Genomic DNA, 16,827 nt, shown 5'->3' with positions numbered 1-16,827 from the left:
GAAAGACTCATAAATAGCTCATTTTAAGCTATTCGGCAGTTTTTAGCGTAATTTTCTCTAAAAAAAGTGCTTTTTCCATCGTTTTTCCCGATAAAACATGGTTTTTTCAAAAATTATATGTATTTTTGCAATGTGTTGGAGTGCCGCCCCAAGGTGGCGCTCCAATAATCTGAAAGCCCCTTTATATATATAATAATGTATTGGGACCGGAAGAAAAGAAAAACTATCAATTTAAAAGCAAAACTAACAAATAACACAATAACATAATAACATAGAGAAATGCAAGAAACGGTAAAAAAGGTACTGACCGGCGATTTTAATCGCAAGAAGGCACTGCTCTTCCTACTGACGGCACTCGTCACGGTCATCGTTTGGAACTTGCCCATCGACAGCTTCGGCATCGACGGACTGACAGTAGTTCAACAGCGCATCATCGCCATCTTCGTGATGGCAGTGATGCTGTGGCTCACCGAAGCTATTCCGGCCTGGGCCACGAGTGTGGTAATCATCTTCGTGCTGCTCTTCTTTGCCAGCGACTCGGCATTCAAGATCATGCAGGGTTCTGAGGCCGAGATGGGACAGCTGCTCGACTATCAGGGTGTGATGGCATGCTTTGCCGACCCAACCATCATCCTCTTCCTGGGCGGATTCGTGCTGGCGATAGCAGCCACGAAGAGCGGACTGGATGCCAAGATGGCAAAAGTGCTGATAGCCCCGTTCGGCAAGCGCTCGGAGCACGTGCTGCTGGGCTTCATGCTCATCACCGGCATCTTCTCGATGTTCATCTCCAATACAGCCACCGCAGCCATGATGCTCACCTTCCTCACCCCTGTGTTCAAGGCTTTGCCTCCGGGCGGAAAGGGCCGCGTGGCGCTCACCATGGCCATTCCTATCGGAGCCAACCTGGGCGGTATGGGTACACCTATCGGAACCCCTCCTAACGCCTTCGCCTACAAGGTGCTCAACGACCCTCAGGGACTGAACATGGGCATCGGATTCGGCGACTGGATGATGATCATGGCGCCGATGGTCATCCTGATGCTCATCGTGGCATGGTTCATCCTGCTCAAGATGTTCCCATTCTCACAGAAAACCATCGAAATCAAGATAGAGAGCCATGCGAAGAGCAACTGGCGCACAGCCGTAGTGGCTGCCACATTCATCCTCACCATCATCCTCTGGGTATTCGGTAAGCAGCTGGGCGTCAACGCCAATACCGTGGCTATGCTGCCTATCGCTGTGTTCGCCTTCACGGGCGTCATCAACGCCAACGACCTGAAGGACATCGACTGGGCGGTTATCTGGATGGTAGCCGGAGGTTTCGCCCTGGGTCTTGCGATGAACGGTACCGGACTTGCCGAGGTAGCCGTGAAGAGTATTCCGTTTGGCGAGTTCAACCCGCTGGTCATCATGGTCATCTCCGGTCTGGTATGCTTCGCGCTGAGTAACTTCATCTCCAACACCGCCACCGCAGCCCTCCTGATTCCTATCCTGAGCGTGGTATGTGCCGGCATGGGCGACAAGCTTGCCGAAATCGGCGGTACATCCACCATCCTCATCGGTGTGGCAGTAGCAGCCAGCTGTGCGATGTCTCTGCCTATCTCAACCCCTCCTAACGCCATCGCCTACTCTACCGGACTCATCCAGCAGACTGACATGGTGAAGGCAGGAGCCACCATCGGTGTCATCAGCATCCTGATAGGCTACTCCGTGCTGGTATTCTTCTGCCGCATGGGAATCCTGTAAGGAGAAACTACAATAAATAAGAGACCACTGCAAAATAAATGAGGTTTTATTTTGCAGTGTCTTTTTTTTGGAGTAACTTTGCACCCGCAAAAACAAAATACAGAAAAATATTGAGATGAAGAAGATAGTAATCGGAATAGACGTAGGCATTTCTACGACCAAGATAGTAGGTATCGACGCCAGCGGAATGGTAATCAGCCCTATCCGCATCAAGGCTACCGACCCCATCACATCGCTCTACGGAGCCTTCGGAAAATACCTGCACGACAACAGGATTGCCCTCGACGAGGTGGAACACGTGATGCTGACCGGTGTGGGAGCAGCCTACATCGACGAGCGCATTTACGGTCTGCCCACATCGAAGAGTGAGGAATTCGTTGCCGACGGACTGGGAGCCCGATATGAGAGCAAGCTCGACCGCATGATCGTGGTGAGCATGGGCACGGGAACATCGCTCGTGAAATGCGACGGCAACGACATCAAGCACATCGGAGGTATCGGTATCGGAGGCGGCACCCTGGCGGGACTGAGCCGCATCATGCTGAAGACCGACGACATCAAGCAGATAGTGAACCTGGCTAAGGACGGTGACATCTCGAAGATCAACCTCCTGATAGGCGACATCAGCGCCAAGCCTCTGCCGGGTCTTCCGATGACCGCCACGGCTTCGCTCTTCAGCAATGCCAAGGCGAATGCATCGCGCGAGGACATCGCCATGGGACTCATCGGCATGGTATTGCAGAGCATCGGTTCTGCCACCATCCTCTCGTCCCTGGAATCGGGCATCAAGGACTTCGTGATGATAGGCAATCTCACCCTCCTGCCCCAGTGCCGCGAGGTTTTCCCTGCAATGGAGAAGCTCTACGGCGTGAGATTCAGAATACCGAAATACTCGGAGTTCTGTACCGCCATCGGCGCTGCCCTCGACTACAAGAGGGGGCAGAAGGAGTAACAGTCTGCCCCGGCAGAGAAAGCACAAGAAACAAGAAAAAAGCACCCACAGAAAGCACAGCGCCGCAACGGCCTGATATATAACCATTTAAACGTTTTGGAAAACAAATTTTTGTAAAGGTTTTCCAAAACGTTTTATTATTTCCTTGATTTTCAGCGACTTAATATTTTTTAACTATAAAAAAGTTATCCAAAAGCTTGCCGTTTCAGGAATTATTTGTATCTTTGCAATGTCGAAAATGGTTACACTGTAATCTATTCGTAACATAAGAACTTAATATAAAGCAATTTAGTCATTAATCGTAAAAGTAATAGTATAATGATTCAGACAGTAGTAAAGCGCGACGGACGCATCGTTGGATTCAACGAACAAAAGATAATGGCTGCAATCCGTAAAGCCATGTTGCATACCGATAAGGGTGAAGATACCGCCCTCATCGAGCAGATCACTGACCACATCTCTTATCGTGGCAAGAGCCAGATGAGCGTGGAGGCCATCCAGGACGCCATCGAGATGGAACTCATGAAGAGTGCCCGCAAGGATGTTGCCCAGAAGTATATCGCATACCGCAACCAGCGCAACATCGCCCGCAAGGCGAAGACACGCGACGTGTTCATGAGCATCGTCAATGCCAAGAACAACGACATCACCCGCGAGAATGCCAACATGAACGCTGACACTCCTGCCGGAATGATGATGAAGTTCGCATCGGAGACCACCAAGCCTTTCGTTGACGACTACCTGCTCTCAGAAGAGTCGCGCGACGCCGTTACGCACAACTATCTCCACATCCACGACAAGGACTACTATCCAACCAAGAGCCTCACCTGCGTGCAGCATCCACTGGACATCATCCTGCACCACGGATTCACCGCAGGCCACGGTTCAAGCCGTCCTGCCAAGCGCATAGAGACAGCAGCCGTACTGGCCTGCATCTCGCTGGAAACCTGCCAGAACGAAATGCACGGCGGACAGGCTATCCCAGCCTTCGACTTCTACCTGGCTCCATACGTACGCATGTCGTATCAGGAAGAGGTGAAGAACCTGGAGAAGCTGACAGGCGAAGACCTGAAGGACCTCTACGACGCTCCTATCGATGACTACGAGGAGAAGCCGCTGGACGGACTGCAGGGCAAGGCACGCCTGGAGCAGCACGCCATCAACAAGACCGTGAACCGCGTGCATCAGGCTATGGAGGCTTTCATCCACAACATGAACACCATCCACTCACGTGGCGGTAACCAGGTGGTATTCTCAAGCATCAACTATGGTACGGATACCAGTGCCGAGGGTCGCTGCATCATGCGCGAAATCCTGCTCAGCACCTACGACGGCGTGGGCAACGGCGAGACTGCCATCTTCCCTATCCAGATATGGAAGAAGAAGAGAGGCGTCAACTATCTGCCTGAGGACAGAAACTACGACCTCTACCAGCTTGCATGCAAGGTGACAGCACGCCGTTTCTTCCCTAACTTCCTGAACCTGGATGCCACATTCAACCAGAACGAGAAGTGGAGAGCTGACGACCCTGAGCGCTACAAGTGGGAGATAGCAACCATGGGATGCCGCACCCGCGTATTCGAAGACCGCTGGGGCGAGAAGACCAGCATCGCACGAGGCAACCTGAGCTTCTCTACCATCAATATCGTGAAGCTCGCCATCGAATGCATGGGCATCGAGAACAAGCAGCAGCGCATCGACATGTTCTTTGCCAAGCTCGACAACCTGCTGGATATCACTGCCAAGCAGCTGGACGAGCGATTCCAGTTCCAGAAGTCAGCCATGGCAAAGCAGTTCCCACTGCTGATGAAATATCTCTGGGTGGGCGCTGACAAGCTGGAGCCTACTGACACCATCGAGAGCGTCATCAACCACGGTACACTGGGCATCGGATTCATCGGACTGGCAGAGTGCCTCAAGGCGCTCATCGGCAAGCACCACGGCGAGAGCGAGGAAGCTCAGGAGCTGGGTCTGAAGATCGTGACCTACATGCGCGACCGTGCCAACGAATTCAGCGAGAAATATCACCACAACTACTCCGTGCTGGCTACCCCAGCCGAGGGCTTGAGCGGCAAGTTTACCAAGAAGGACCGCAAGGAGTTTGGCATCATCCCAGGCGTTACAGACCGCGACTACTATACCAACTCCAACCACGTGCCTGTATACTACAAGTGTACAGCGCTGCAGAAGGCAAAGATCGAGGCTCCTTACCACGACCTGACCCGTGGCGGTCACATCTTCTATGTAGAGATTGACGGCGACGCTACCCACAACCCAGCAGTCATCGCCAGCGTGGTAGACATGATGGACAAGTACAACATGGGCTACGGTTCCGTGAACCACAACCGCAACCGCTGTCTGGACTGCGGCTACGAGAATGCTGATGCCAACCTGGAGGTTTGTCCAAAGTGCGGCAGCCACCACATCGACAAGCTTCAGCGCATCACCGGCTACCTGGTAGGTACCACCGACCGCTGGAACAGTGGCAAGCTGGCAGAGCTCCACGACCGTGTGACACATATTGGAGGTTCAAAGTAGTGATTAATTATTAGTGATTATTGATTAATGATCAGCGTATTAAGCGTAGTACATGATACGATGGTAGATGGTCCGGGCTTCCGCACATCCATATATTGTGCCGGCTGCCCGAACCACTGTCCGGAGTGTCATAATCCCCAGTCATGGGACATCAACCATGGCACGATGACGTCTACCGAGGAGCTGATGAAGGAAATCATGGACGATCCCTTCGCCAACGTCACCTTCTCGGGCGGCGACCCGATGTTTCAGGCAGAGGGTTTTGCCGAACTGGCACGAGCCATCCGCCAGCAGAGCGACAAGACCATCTGGTGCTTCACGGGCTTTCTCTTCGAGAATCTGGTGAAGAATCCGGCTCAGCTTGAACTCCTGAAGCTGATAGACGTACTGGTAGACGGTCCTTACCAGAAGGACAAGCGCGATACCGACCTCTTCTTCCGGGGCAGCAGCAACCAGCGCATCATCAATGTAAAGAAATCCCTGCAGGAAGGCAAGGTAGTAGAAATACATCTCACAAAAGAAAATCCGAATCCCGTGCTCTGATTCCCAAAAGCACGAGATTCGGATTCTTTTTTTATTCCTTGATTTTCTCCGCCAGCATCTTCCACTCTTCTTCCGAGAGATACGGCTTGAGTTCCCTGACCAGTTGCCGGATATAGTCGCGGTCCCAGTCCTCTTCATGGCAGAAGTGATCCTCATAGAAGAGCAGGTCTACATCTATCAGAATCTCCCCACGCCTGCTGCGGGCAACGGTGCGCCCACATCTCCGCTCCACATCCCGGAACGCCTGCAGCACACGGTCCTCAACCACATGGACATACGTCGCCCCAACCGTATTGAGAAACGGTTTGGAATGAGGCATGCCGATGGGTTTGGTCCACATGTCAGGGCTGAACCTGATGTCTTCAAAGGCATTCTCCAGCTGACTTTTGGCCATAGCCACATGATTCTTCTGATTCTCGTTGGAACCCACTGCAAAGATGATCAGTATTTTCTTCTTGAAATTAAGCATTTTCTCTTCATTTTTGCTGCCGGGAGCTACGAAAGAACGGTTCCCCGAATTGCCGAAGGCAGCCAATTAATATAATTCTTATGCAAAGATAGTGAAAATACTTAAATAAATGATGGTTTTATTCCTTTTTTTATTATTTTTGCACTATGAATCGAATAAAAACATATTTTCTGGCCTTTTTGCTATCAACCTGCGCACTCTCTTCGGGAGCACAGATGAAATGGAATCAGACCTACCAGACATACATCAACCAGTATAAGGACCTGGCCATCGAACAGATGCTACGTTACCGCATACCTGCCAGCATCACCCTAGCACAGGGACTCTTTGAGAGTGCTGCCGGCAGGAGCGACCTCGTGAGGCAGGGCAACAACCACTTCGGCATCAAATGCCACGACTGGACCGGTCCTACACAGTATCATGACGACGATGCCCGGGGCGAATGCTTCAGAGTATACCGTGACGCAAGAGACAGCTATGAAGACCATAGCAAGTTTCTTGCAAGACAGCCACGCTATTCCCGACTGTTCCAGCTCTCGCAGACCGACTACAAGGGTTGGGCGAGAGGACTGAAGGCCTGCGGCTATGCCACCAATCCGCAGTATGCCAACAAGCTGATACAGATTATCGAACTCTACAAGCTCTTCGACTACGACAAGGCAAAGCGCTACGACCGCTTCATGGCAAGCCACAGCGGCACCGACCAGCCTATCAACGGTCAGGGGCTGCTCCACCCTATCCACCTGTTCAACGACAACTACTATCTCTATGCCCGCGAGGGAGATACCTTCAAGGCACTGGGCAAGGAAGTGGGCATCAGCTGGAGAAAACTGGCTAGATACAACGAGCGCGACAAGCACGACGTGCTGAAGAAGGGCGACATCATCTATCTGAAGAAGAAACGCAAGAAGGCGCCTAAGCAGTACAAGCGACGTCCACACGTGGTTCAGCCGGGAGAAAGCATGTACACCATCTCGCAGAAGTATGGCATGCGCATGAAGTATCTCTACAAGAAGAACCATCTCCCTGCCGACTACAAGCTCAGAATAGGCGACAGGCTGAGAGTGAGATAATTGATTAGTGATTATTTTTTAGTGATTAGTGATTCGGTCACTTGGTGATTCGGTGATTTCATGGCACCTGCCGGAAATGTGAACGAAATGTGAATGTGAATGTGAATTTCAAATGAAAAGACAATGAAGAAAATGATATTATCCCTCGCCACCATGGCGATGCTGCTGGCGCCCAGCACAATACAGGCGCAGAACTTTGACGATTATTTCGTAGACAAGACACTGCGAGTAGACTATACCTTTGCCGGCAACAAGAAGACACAGATGATTGCCGTAGACCAGCTGAACGTGATGCCACGATGGTATGGCAGGCACCAGCGACTGGCTGAACTGCCTGTAGAGGGCAACGGACAGATTACCGTCCGCGACCATCGCACGGGCAAGGTCATTTACCGCAACTCCTTCTCTACCCTCTTCCAGGAATGGCTCTCCTACCCGGAATCAGAGAAGAATACACAGAGTTTCGAAAACGTATTCCTCGTGCCGATGCCAAAGGATACGGTAGACATCACCGTAGACCTGCGCAACAACCGACGCGAGGTGATGACATCGCTCACCCATCAGGTGGCTCCAAAGGACATCCTCATCCATCAGATGGGCAACCAGCCAACTCCTTACGAAACCCTGCAGCAGGCTGCCGATACCACCAAGTGTATCCACATCGCCTACGTGGCTGAGGGCTACACCGAGGCAGAAATGCCTGTCTTCCTGAAGGATGCCAAGGAGGCTACGGAGGCCATCTTCGCCCACGAGCCGTTCAAGAGCATGAGAGACCGCTTCAACATCGTTGCCGTGAAGTCGCCATCCCAGGAGAGCGGACCTAGCATCCCTTCCAAGGGCATCTGGCACAAGACTGCACTCAGCTCCCATTTCGACACCTTCTACAGCGACCGATACCTGACCACCCTGCATCTGAAGGACCTGCACAACTGGCTGGCTGGTACGCCATACGAGCACATCATCGTCCTCGTGAATTCAGACAAATACGGTGGCGGCGGCATCCTCAACTCCTACAACCTCACCACCTGCCACCAGCAGTGGTTCAAGCCGGTAGTGGTACACGAGTTCGGACATTCATTTGCCGGTCTTGCCGATGAGTATGCCTACGAGTCAGAGCAGATTCCGATGTATCCACACGATGTGGAGCCATGGGAGAAGAACATCACCACCCTTGCCGACTTCCACGGAAAATGGGAGAACATGATCAAGAAGGGCACCAAGGTTCCTACTCCATTGTCAAAGAACGAGAAGGTGGCAAAGACCAAGGTGGGCGTCTTCGAGGGTGCCGGATACAGTCCTAAGGGCGTATACCGTGGCGTTCAGGACTGCCGCATGCGCATCAACGAGACTCCGGAGTTCTGCGCCGTTTGCCAGGATGCATTGAAGCAGATCATCGATTTCTATACGAAGTAGTATGAGCGGTTAAAAAAACCTATAATAGAACAACTTATGAAAGAGAAAGAATTAAAGATCCAATACCAGATAGCTGAGCTCTCGGAGTTGAGCGAAACAGAGCAGGAGTTGGTGAAGAAAGCGATGGACGCTACGAATCACGCCTATGCCAACTACAGTCATTTCTACGTAGGTGCTGCCTGTCTTCTTGCCGACGGCAAAATGGTGATAGGAGCCAATCAGGAGAATGCGGCATTCCCATCGGGACTGTGTGCCGAGCGCAGTGCCATCTTTGGTGCGCAGAGCTATTATCCTGAGCTGGCGATTACCACCCTGGCGATAGCTGCCCGCAACGAGAACGGTTTCCTCAAGTCGCCTATTTCGCCCTGCGGTGCCTGCCGCCAGGTGATATTGGAAATGGAAGACCGCTATCAGCAGCCCGTCCGCATCCTGCTCTATGGCGAGAATGGCATCTTCTGCTTCCACAGCATCAAGGACCTCCTCCCCTTCTCTTTCGTGGATGCGAACATGAAGGAATAAAGGGAATTCATCATCAACAAAACTCCCGCTAGGCAATCGGAAAAGCCTAGCGGGAGTTTCTGTCTTATTTCAAACCTCCTAACATGTGGCGAATCTGAGCGATTCTTGCCTTTTCTTTGGGAGTGTTCCTATACTTTAAATATCCTTCCAGGGAAAGCTCGAAACATTCCTTCGCCTTCTTCCTTTCTTCTGCCGATGAACCCGAACTTTCCGAAGAACCCGAAGCCTTTTCTGAAGCCTCCGAACTTTCCGAAGAACCCGAAACCTTTTCTGAAGAAGAAGCCCCCGAACTTTCTGCCGCAAAGAGATGGCAGAAGCCCAGGCGATAATAGGCATCAGGCTTCTCATTATCCCTGCAGAGCGGCAGCATCTTCCCGTAGAGCGGCAAGGCACGGGCATACTGCTGGAGCGCAAAATAACTCTCGGCATCCATCCAGTAATAGAGCGAAAGCTCATGGGGAGCCACACCCTGCAACTGCGGAATCACCTCATCAAAAAGCCGGATGGCTTCGGCATACTCCCACTCATAATACAGGCACACCGCCAGATAAGCCCGGTAGCGGGGATTCAGCTTATAACGCCTGTTGAGCGGCTGGAGCAACACCAGGCACTCATGAAATTTCTCGGAAGCGAAGTAATCCAATGCCCTCGCCAACTGCTCGGCATCCTCCTTCCTATCCCCCTTCTTCTCTTGAAAGGAAGCGCTTTCTTCTATCTTTTTCGAGTGCTCCAAGGATGGGCTGAAAGCACAAAAGCTCCTACCCCCAGAAAGGGCTAAAATTCCCAAACTCTGCATTGTCCGACCCGACATTGAACTACCCGACATTGAACTACCCGGCATTGCCCAACCCGGCAAACTCCCCCAGACAAGCAGGCTACCAACCAATACCCTAAACTTCATTTACTCCTCCTCCCCATTCTCATACTCCGACTCATAGCAGCCGGCATCAGGCGTCTCCTTTCTCCTCAACCCGTTCCTGTCTACAGGCAATGAGGTAGCCGGATCAGCCTTTCCTATCGCTGCCGACTCCTTGCGGAGACGGAAATCATACTTCAGATTATCGGTATCGAACAGCACGAAATGCTTCTCGCCATACATCGTGGTATCCTTCACATCCTCATAGACGACATGGGTAAACTTCAGACTGTCGTCCCCCTGCATCTTCTCCGTGCGAAGCACGCAATGGTCGAAGAGGAAATTGAAAGGAATCTCCGCAGAGGAACCTTCTGAAGAAGAGGAACCATCCCCGGAAGCACTTTCGGAAGAAGAAGACGGTGGCGTCCAAACCACCTCATCATCATGATAGCCCGTAATCAGGGAATTGCGCACCGTGAGCTGAGGGAGCGGATACTGGAAACCGAGAGCCGTAGACCTCCTGCCATCAAAAGGATAGAACTGAGCGATGGTACAGCCGTTCACCTCCACATCACCGCCATGGACGAAGAGCGGAGAGAGCAAGGCATTGCTCAGCTGGCAATTATTGATCTGCACCTTGGCAGAATCAATCAGAACGCCCCAACCCTGGTTGTTATGAACCGAAGAATTCTGCAGGAGCAGCTTCTGACGGCTCACATCACCCGAATCCACCTTCAGCGCAGAATAGGCACTATGAATATCGGCATAGGAAATCTCGTTGTCGTAGGAAGAAGACATCAACTCGATGCCCTGCCACTGACCCGGCGTGCGGTCATAAGGCAGATAAGGGAACATGCGGTCCAACCGGTCGCCCCTCATCACTACTTCCTTGCCCGCCTCGCCCTTCACCTTGAGCGTGCCGTAGACCTGCATACCGGCATCTTCATGGAAAAAGAGCTGCGTGCCGGCACCCACAGTAAGCGTAGCCATACTGTCTACCCGAATACCACCATACACTACCACCGGCTTAGCCGACTGGAGGAGCGAATCGCGGCTGATCCTGGCATTGCGCATCATCAGCGCATCCCAGGAATAGGCATAGAGATTCATCTTCTGCTGCACCCCACTCTCCAGGGTGAACACTAGGTTATCCTCCACCTTCCGGGGCGTATCCTGATGCTGCGTGTGCGAGGTAAGTTCGATGAAGACACGGATGCTATCACCCTTCCTCACCTCCACATCCTGAGTCTGATAGCCCGCCGTCTCGCCCAGATACGTTCCATCCACATTGACACGGAAGCCCGACTGATTGCCGTTCTCCAGCCGCACCGAAGAACAGCGCAAGCCCTTGCCTGCACGATTATACACCCAGAAAGAGGCGGTAGGCGTAGGCACATTGGAGAACGTGGTATCGAGCGATACGGAATCTACTGAAAATGAGAGCACATCGCTCCGAGACGTAGAGAAACTCTCGTCTTCCGCGCATCCCGACAGCATCGCAGCCGCCAGCGCTCCACAACCTACTATATAAAAAAATCCCTTTTTTCGTTTCATATCTTCTATAAAACGAAAAAAGGGACGTATTATTGCATTCTGCTTTTTACTATTATTGCCTGCATTCAATTATGCAGCCTTGCAGAAAGCCAACCGCAACATAAACTGTTACATGAACAAGGCAAAGATAGAGGCACCAACAACCGTCATCACACCGCAGACCACGATGCTCAGACTGCTCATGGCACCCTCGATGGTACCCATCTCCATCGCCTTTGCCGTACCCAGCGCATGGGCAGAACAGCCGATGGCGATACCCTTGGCTATCGGTTCCTGGATGCGCAACAGCTTCAGGAACTTCTCGGCAAAGATATTGCCCAGCACACCCGTAACGATGATAACTACCACAGACACAGCCACATGGCCGCCCAACTCCTCAGAAATGCCGATACCGATGGCCGTAGTGATGCTCTTAGGCAGGAAGGTGACGTAAGAGGCATGATCGAAATGGAAAAGCAGGGCAAGCAGCAATACGGAGCACAAGCTAGCAAGGACACCCGACACGATGCCTGCCACAACAGCCCGATAGTTCTTCTTGAGCAATTCTACCTGCTGATACAGAGGAACAGCCAGACAGATGGTAGCTGGAGTAAGCAGATAGCTGATCATATTGGCACCGGCAGAATAGGTCTTGTAGTCTACACCCGTAAGGAGCAACACGCAGATTACCAACACGATAGCGATGAGCAGGGGATTCATCAGCGACCACCCCGTCTTCATCTTCAGCAGCATACCGATGCCGTATGATGCCAGACTGATCAAGACTCCGAAGAACACGGAATCCTGGAAAAGCGAAATAGAACTCATCATCATTTCTTTGCCTCCTTTTCTGTCTTGTTTTCTGAAACTTCTACACTTGCAAGGCTTTCAGCAGTCTTCTCCTGCTGCGCCTTCATCCGGTTCTTGCGGATTACCATCTGGGTAATCCATCCCGAAACACCCATCACAATGAAGGTGCTCACCACCGTCACAATGATATACTGCAGCCACGAATTGCCTATCGCCTGCCAGGAATCAATGAGCCCCACGGCAGCAGGAATAAACATCACCGGCATGACGGCAATCAGAAAGCTGCTCGTCTCACGAATATCCTTCACCTTAATCCATTTCAGCTCCAATGCCGCAAAAAGCAAGATGATGCCATAGATACTGGCAGGAATCGGCAACGGCAGCAGGAAATGGAGCAGTTCTCCCGCAAAAGAGAACGCTATGATTATCAAAAATTGAATTAAAAACTTCATCCTGAATTACTTTTTACTTTGAACCTTGAACTTTGAGCTTTATGATTACCCATGCCCCCCTGAGCCACCGTTGAATCCGATTCCATCGGATTCCCTCCCCAGGAAAGGCCAGCAGGAAGCCCAAAAGCAAACCTCTCTTTTACAACAACCCTATATACTGTTCAATGATGCTGGCAGTCTTTTCTGCCCCCAGGCGCACGGTATCGAGGCAGATGTCATAGTCATCGGCATTGCCCCAGGTAAGCCCGGTATAATACTTATGATAGGCGATGCGGCAGTCATCCGCATGCTCCACGAACTCCTCAGCCTCCAGTCTTCCCAGACCTTCCTCATGGCGGATATTCGCAATGCGCTCCTCAAGATTGCCCTTCAGGAACACCGAAACAAGATCCTTGCGGTCGCGGAAGATATAATTGCCGCAACGGCCGATGATGATGCAGTTCTCCTGCCCAATCATATCCGTCAATACCTGAATCGGCTTTTCGGTGAGCGCCTTCTGAGGCTCACCCAGGGAAGACATGGCAAAGAGCAGCTCGTCTACCGGACGTTCATCAAAGAACGACTCCATCTCATCAAGCACCCCATGCTCCCGTGCCATATCCATCAAAGTCTTACGGGTATAGAAAGGGATGCCATAATGTTCAGCCAGCAACTTGCCCACATGAACAGCGCCACATCCACATTGGCGCGCAATCGTAATAATCATAACTCTAAAACTATTTAACCAAAACCTATATATACCAAGAAAGCTAAGAAGATTTAACTCTTCTTAGCTTTCTTGAAGTCGGGGCGACAGGATTCGAACCTGCGACCACCTGTTCCCAAAACAGGAGCGCTACCGGGCTGCGCTACACCCCGCTAACAATAGAAGCGATAACCAGAAGCAATGATTTGAAGTCGGGGCGACAGGATTCGAACCTGCGACCACCTGTTCCCAAAACAGGAGCGCTACCGGGCTGCGCTACACCCCGCTAACAATAGAAGCGATAACCAGAAGCAATGATTTGAAGTCGGGGCGACAGGATTCGAACCTGCGACCACCTGTTCCCAAAACAGGAGCGCTACCGGGCTGCGCTACACCCCGTCTTTTTCTCTATGATAACCTCTTATCATTTAGGGCAAGTATCATTTCTGATTTGCGGCTGCAAAGGTACAACATTTTTTTTGTTTCACCAAATTTTTGAATAACTTTTTTCTAAAAAAGATTCTTTTCCCTCTGTTCGCCTGCCTTTATATACGAATATAGGGCAACTTCATACCGAAATCGCCCTATATACCTTATTATATATAATATATATGATTGCTCAATACATACTACTTGATGATTCCCTCTTCTACGAAAATCTTCTTCAAGATCTGGACAGCCTGCTCAACCTGGTCTCTTGTGTGAGTAGCCATGAGGGCAAAACGTACCAATGTATCCTGAGGAGCACAAGCTGGAGGAATAACAGGGTTGATGAACACACCTGCATCATAAGCCATCTTGGTAACCACGAAGGTCTTCTCTGCATCGCGTACGTAAAGAGGAATGATTGGGCTCTCTGTCTCACCAATCTCGAAACCTTCCTCACGGAAACGCTTCAATGCATAGTGGGTAACATCCCAGAGATTCTCGAAACGCTCTGGTTCATTCTGAATGATGTGGAGTGCCTCAAGCGCTGCTGCTGTAGCTGCTGGAGTGTTGGATGCACTGAAGATGTAGGTACGGCAGTTGTGACGGAGGAAGTTGATGGTATCCTTGTCTGATGCGATGAAACCGCCAATAGATGCCAAGCTCTTTGAGAAGGTACCCATGATGAGGTCTACCTCATCGGTCAGACCGAAGTGGTCGCAAACGCCACGTCCCTGCTTGCCGAATACGCCAAGGCCATGAGCCTCGTCTACCATGATAGAGCAGTTGTACTTATGCTTGAGCTTTACAATCTCAGGCAAGTTAGCCAAATCGCCCTCCATAGAGAACACGCCATCCACAACGATGAGCTTGATAGCATCCTCAGGAAGCTTAGAGAGCACACGCTCCAGATCTTCCATATCGTTGTGCTTGTAGTGAAGCTGGGTAGCGAAAGAGAGACGGCGACCGTCTACGATGGAAGCGTGGTCGCGATCATCACAGATGATATAGTCGTTACGACCTACCACACATGCCAACACACCCTGGTTTACAGAGAAACCAGTAGAGAAGCACAATGTCTCATCCTTACCAATAAACTCAGCGAGCTCTTTCTCGAGCTGCACATGTAAATCGAGGGTACCATTGAGGAAGCGGCTTCCTGCACAGCCAGAGCCGTACTTGTCGAGCGCAGCCTTAGCTGCATCGATAACGCGCTGGTCGTTGGTTAAACCCTGATAAGCATTAGAGCCGAACATCAAAATCTTGTGACCGTCAATGTCGGTAACCTCGGTCATCTGCTTACTTGTGATTTCACGGAAATATGGATACACACCGGCAGCCATATACTTCTGTGGTTCACGATAATTCTTGTATCTTTCTTGTAATTGTCCCATTATTAATAGGTGTACTTTATTTTCGATTTTTTATTTTTCTACATTTCAGGGTGCAAAGATACAAAAAAAGACTAATAAATCCGCTATTTTCCTAAGAAAGTTTATTTTTAGCGTTTTTTTTAATGATAAATCTTGCCATTTTAGGTATTTTTATTACTTTTGCAGTACAAAATCACTAAACTCTTGACACAAAAATGAAGAAAAAGATAATATTCATCATGAATCCCATTTCGGGAACAGCCAGCAAGGCTGGCATTCCGAATCTGATTGATTCAACTTTGGACAAAGAGCTTTTTGAGTACGAGATAAAATTGACTGAAAGAGCAGGACATGCATCGGAACTGGCTACAGAGGCTAAGAACAACCACGCCGACATCGTAGTGGCTGTGGGGGGAGACGGAACCGTCAACGAAGTAGCCCGTTCGCTGGTTCATTCGGACACGGCCCTTGGCATTCTGCCTTGCGGTTCGGGCAACGGACTGGCACGCCACCTCCTCCTGCCGATGAACCTGAAGAAGAGCATCGAGGTAATCAACGCATGCAAGATTCACGACCTCGACTATGGCGTCATCAACGGTCATCCATTCTTCTGCACCTGCGGCATGGGCTTCGACGCCTTCGTCAGCATGAAATTTGCAGAGAGCGGCAAGAGAGGACCTATCAGCTATGCAGAAAACATACTGAGAGAAGGACTGAAGTATGAGCCGGAGACGTATACGCTGGAAGACGAGACGGGAACCAAGCAATACAAGGCGTTCCTGATTTCCTGCGCCAACGCATCGCAATATGGCAACAATGCCTATATTGCTCCGCAGGCTTCGATGAGCGACGGACTGATAGACGTTGTCATCATGGAGCCGTTCGATGTGATTGAGGCTCCGCAGGTCAGTTTCGACATGTTCAACAAGACACTCGACAAAAACTCGAAAATCAAATCGTTCCGTTGTAAGAAGTTGCATATCACGAGAAGCCAGCCTGGCGTGATACACTATGATGGCGATCCGGTTATGACGGGAGCCGAAATAGATGTTCACCTGGAGGAAAAAGGCATCAAGATGGTAGTTAACCCATTTGCAGACAAGAGCGTACGCAAGCCAAACATGATACAGAATGGCATTGCCGAGTTCTTCAACGACCTGAATGCCGTGCGCGACGATATCCACAAGGACATCCAGCGACAGAGCAAGAAGGTGGAAGCCATCAGCAAAATGGTGCAAAGGAAACTGAACCTTTGAAATAGTGATTAATGAGTAGTGAGTAGTGATTAATTTGCCTGCGGGTTGACATCATCCCTGTGCAATTACCCACTAATCACTACTAAATAATCACTACTCACTAATAATTAATCACTACTAAATAATCACTATTCACTAATAATTAATCACTACTAAATAATCACTAATCACTAATAATTAATC

Annotated in this window: 15 protein-coding genes and 3 tRNA genes; 8 read left to right on the top strand and 10 right to left on the bottom strand. The window is 50.6% G+C overall.

What is annotated here, in order from left to right:
• Positions 1-279: 279 nt before the first annotated feature.
• The 4 genes from F7D73_RS03585 (at position 280) to nrdG (ending at position 5,779) form a co-directional block, all read left to right on the top strand.
• Positions 280-1,746 carry an SLC13 family permease gene (locus F7D73_RS03585; RefSeq protein WP_153122322.1) on the top strand — a complete coding sequence of 489 codons (1,467 nt, stop codon included), beginning with the start codon at positions 280-282 and terminating at the stop codon, positions 1,744-1,746.
• 115 nt (positions 1,747-1,861) lie between these two features.
• Positions 1,862-2,698, top strand: a complete 837-nt coding sequence (coaW, locus tag F7D73_RS03580) for a type II pantothenate kinase (protein ID WP_153122321.1) — start codon at positions 1,862-1,864, stop codon at positions 2,696-2,698.
• 318 nt (positions 2,699-3,016) lie between these two features.
• Positions 3,017-5,236: an anaerobic ribonucleoside triphosphate reductase gene (locus F7D73_RS03575; RefSeq protein WP_153122320.1), complete on the top strand. Its 2,220-nt coding sequence runs from the start codon at positions 3,017-3,019 to the stop codon at positions 5,234-5,236.
• A 27-nt stretch (positions 5,237-5,263) separates the two neighbouring features.
• Positions 5,264-5,779 carry an anaerobic ribonucleoside-triphosphate reductase activating protein gene (gene nrdG, locus F7D73_RS03570; RefSeq protein WP_153122319.1) on the top strand — a complete coding sequence of 172 codons (516 nt, stop codon included), beginning with the start codon at positions 5,264-5,266 and terminating at the stop codon, positions 5,777-5,779.
• 31 nt (positions 5,780-5,810) lie between these two features.
• Here nrdG and F7D73_RS03565 read toward each other — a convergent pair whose 3' ends face one another.
• Positions 5,811-6,248: a 2-amino-4-hydroxy-6-hydroxymethyldihydropteridine diphosphokinase gene (locus F7D73_RS03565; protein ID WP_153122318.1), complete on the bottom strand. Its 438-nt coding sequence runs from the start codon at positions 6,246-6,248 to the stop codon at positions 5,811-5,813.
• 146 nt (positions 6,249-6,394) lie between these two features.
• Here F7D73_RS03565 and F7D73_RS03560 point away from each other — a divergent pair, with 146 nt between their 5' ends.
• The 3 genes from F7D73_RS03560 to F7D73_RS03550 all read left to right on the top strand — a co-directional run bounded on the left by F7D73_RS03560 (position 6,395) and on the right by F7D73_RS03550 (position 9,253).
• A complete protein-coding gene (locus F7D73_RS03560; RefSeq protein WP_153122317.1) occupies positions 6,395-7,321 on the top strand; it encodes a glucosaminidase domain-containing protein in 927 nt (308 codons plus the stop codon).
• 123 nt (positions 7,322-7,444) lie between these two features.
• Complete coding sequence (locus tag F7D73_RS03555; RefSeq protein WP_153122316.1) at positions 7,445-8,734, top strand: M64 family metallopeptidase; 1,290 nt, start codon at positions 7,445-7,447, stop codon at positions 8,732-8,734.
• A gap of 36 nt (positions 8,735-8,770) precedes the next feature.
• A complete protein-coding gene (locus F7D73_RS03550; protein ID WP_153122315.1) occupies positions 8,771-9,253 on the top strand; it encodes a cytidine deaminase in 483 nt (160 codons plus the stop codon).
• Between the two features lie 64 nt (positions 9,254-9,317).
• Here the strand turns inward: F7D73_RS03550 and F7D73_RS03545 are convergent, their stop codons facing one another.
• From F7D73_RS03545 to spt, 9 genes are all read right to left on the bottom strand, one after another.
• Positions 9,318-9,986: a tetratricopeptide repeat protein gene (locus tag F7D73_RS03545; RefSeq protein ID WP_194256838.1), complete on the bottom strand. Its 669-nt coding sequence runs from the start codon at positions 9,984-9,986 to the stop codon at positions 9,318-9,320.
• A 168-nt stretch (positions 9,987-10,154) separates the two neighbouring features.
• Positions 10,155-11,663: a right-handed parallel beta-helix repeat-containing protein gene (locus F7D73_RS03540; protein WP_153122313.1), complete on the bottom strand. Its 1,509-nt coding sequence runs from the start codon at positions 11,661-11,663 to the stop codon at positions 10,155-10,157.
• Positions 11,664-11,771: 108 nt separating this feature from the next.
• A complete protein-coding gene (locus F7D73_RS03535) occupies positions 11,772-12,476 on the bottom strand; it encodes an LrgB family protein (RefSeq protein WP_228117617.1) in 705 nt (234 codons plus the stop codon).
• Positions 12,473-12,904 carry a CidA/LrgA family protein gene (locus tag F7D73_RS03530; RefSeq protein ID WP_153122312.1) on the bottom strand — a complete coding sequence of 144 codons (432 nt, stop codon included), beginning with the start codon at positions 12,902-12,904 and terminating at the stop codon, positions 12,473-12,475. Before F7D73_RS03530 ends, F7D73_RS03535 begins: the two co-directional genes overlap by 4 nt.
• A gap of 139 nt (positions 12,905-13,043) precedes the next feature.
• Entirely contained in the window at positions 13,044-13,610 is a 567-nt protein-coding gene (locus F7D73_RS03525) for an AAA family ATPase (protein ID WP_153122311.1), read from the bottom strand.
• A gap of 78 nt (positions 13,611-13,688) precedes the next feature.
• Positions 13,689-13,762: transfer RNA gene (locus tag F7D73_RS03520), tRNA-Pro, on the bottom strand.
• A 39-nt stretch (positions 13,763-13,801) separates the two neighbouring features.
• Positions 13,802-13,875, bottom strand: a tRNA-Pro gene (locus F7D73_RS03515).
• Between the two features lie 39 nt (positions 13,876-13,914).
• Positions 13,915-13,988: transfer RNA gene (locus F7D73_RS03510), tRNA-Pro, on the bottom strand.
• A gap of 230 nt (positions 13,989-14,218) precedes the next feature.
• On the bottom strand, positions 14,219-15,409 hold the full coding sequence (gene spt / locus F7D73_RS03505; RefSeq protein ID WP_153122310.1) for a serine palmitoyltransferase: 1,191 nt from the start codon (positions 15,407-15,409) through the stop codon (positions 14,219-14,221).
• A 194-nt stretch (positions 15,410-15,603) separates the two neighbouring features.
• Here spt and F7D73_RS03500 point away from each other — a divergent pair, with 194 nt between their 5' ends.
• A complete protein-coding gene (locus F7D73_RS03500) occupies positions 15,604-16,644 on the top strand; it encodes a diacylglycerol/lipid kinase family protein (protein ID WP_153122309.1) in 1,041 nt (346 codons plus the stop codon).
• Positions 16,645-16,827 lie beyond the last annotated feature (183 nt).

It is taken from the genome of Segatella copri (genome assembly GCF_009494395.1).
Lineage (GTDB): Bacteria > Bacteroidota > Bacteroidia > Bacteroidales > Bacteroidaceae > Prevotella.
Note: the sequence above shows the minus strand (reverse complement) of the source record. Positions and strands in the feature narration are given on the sequence as shown.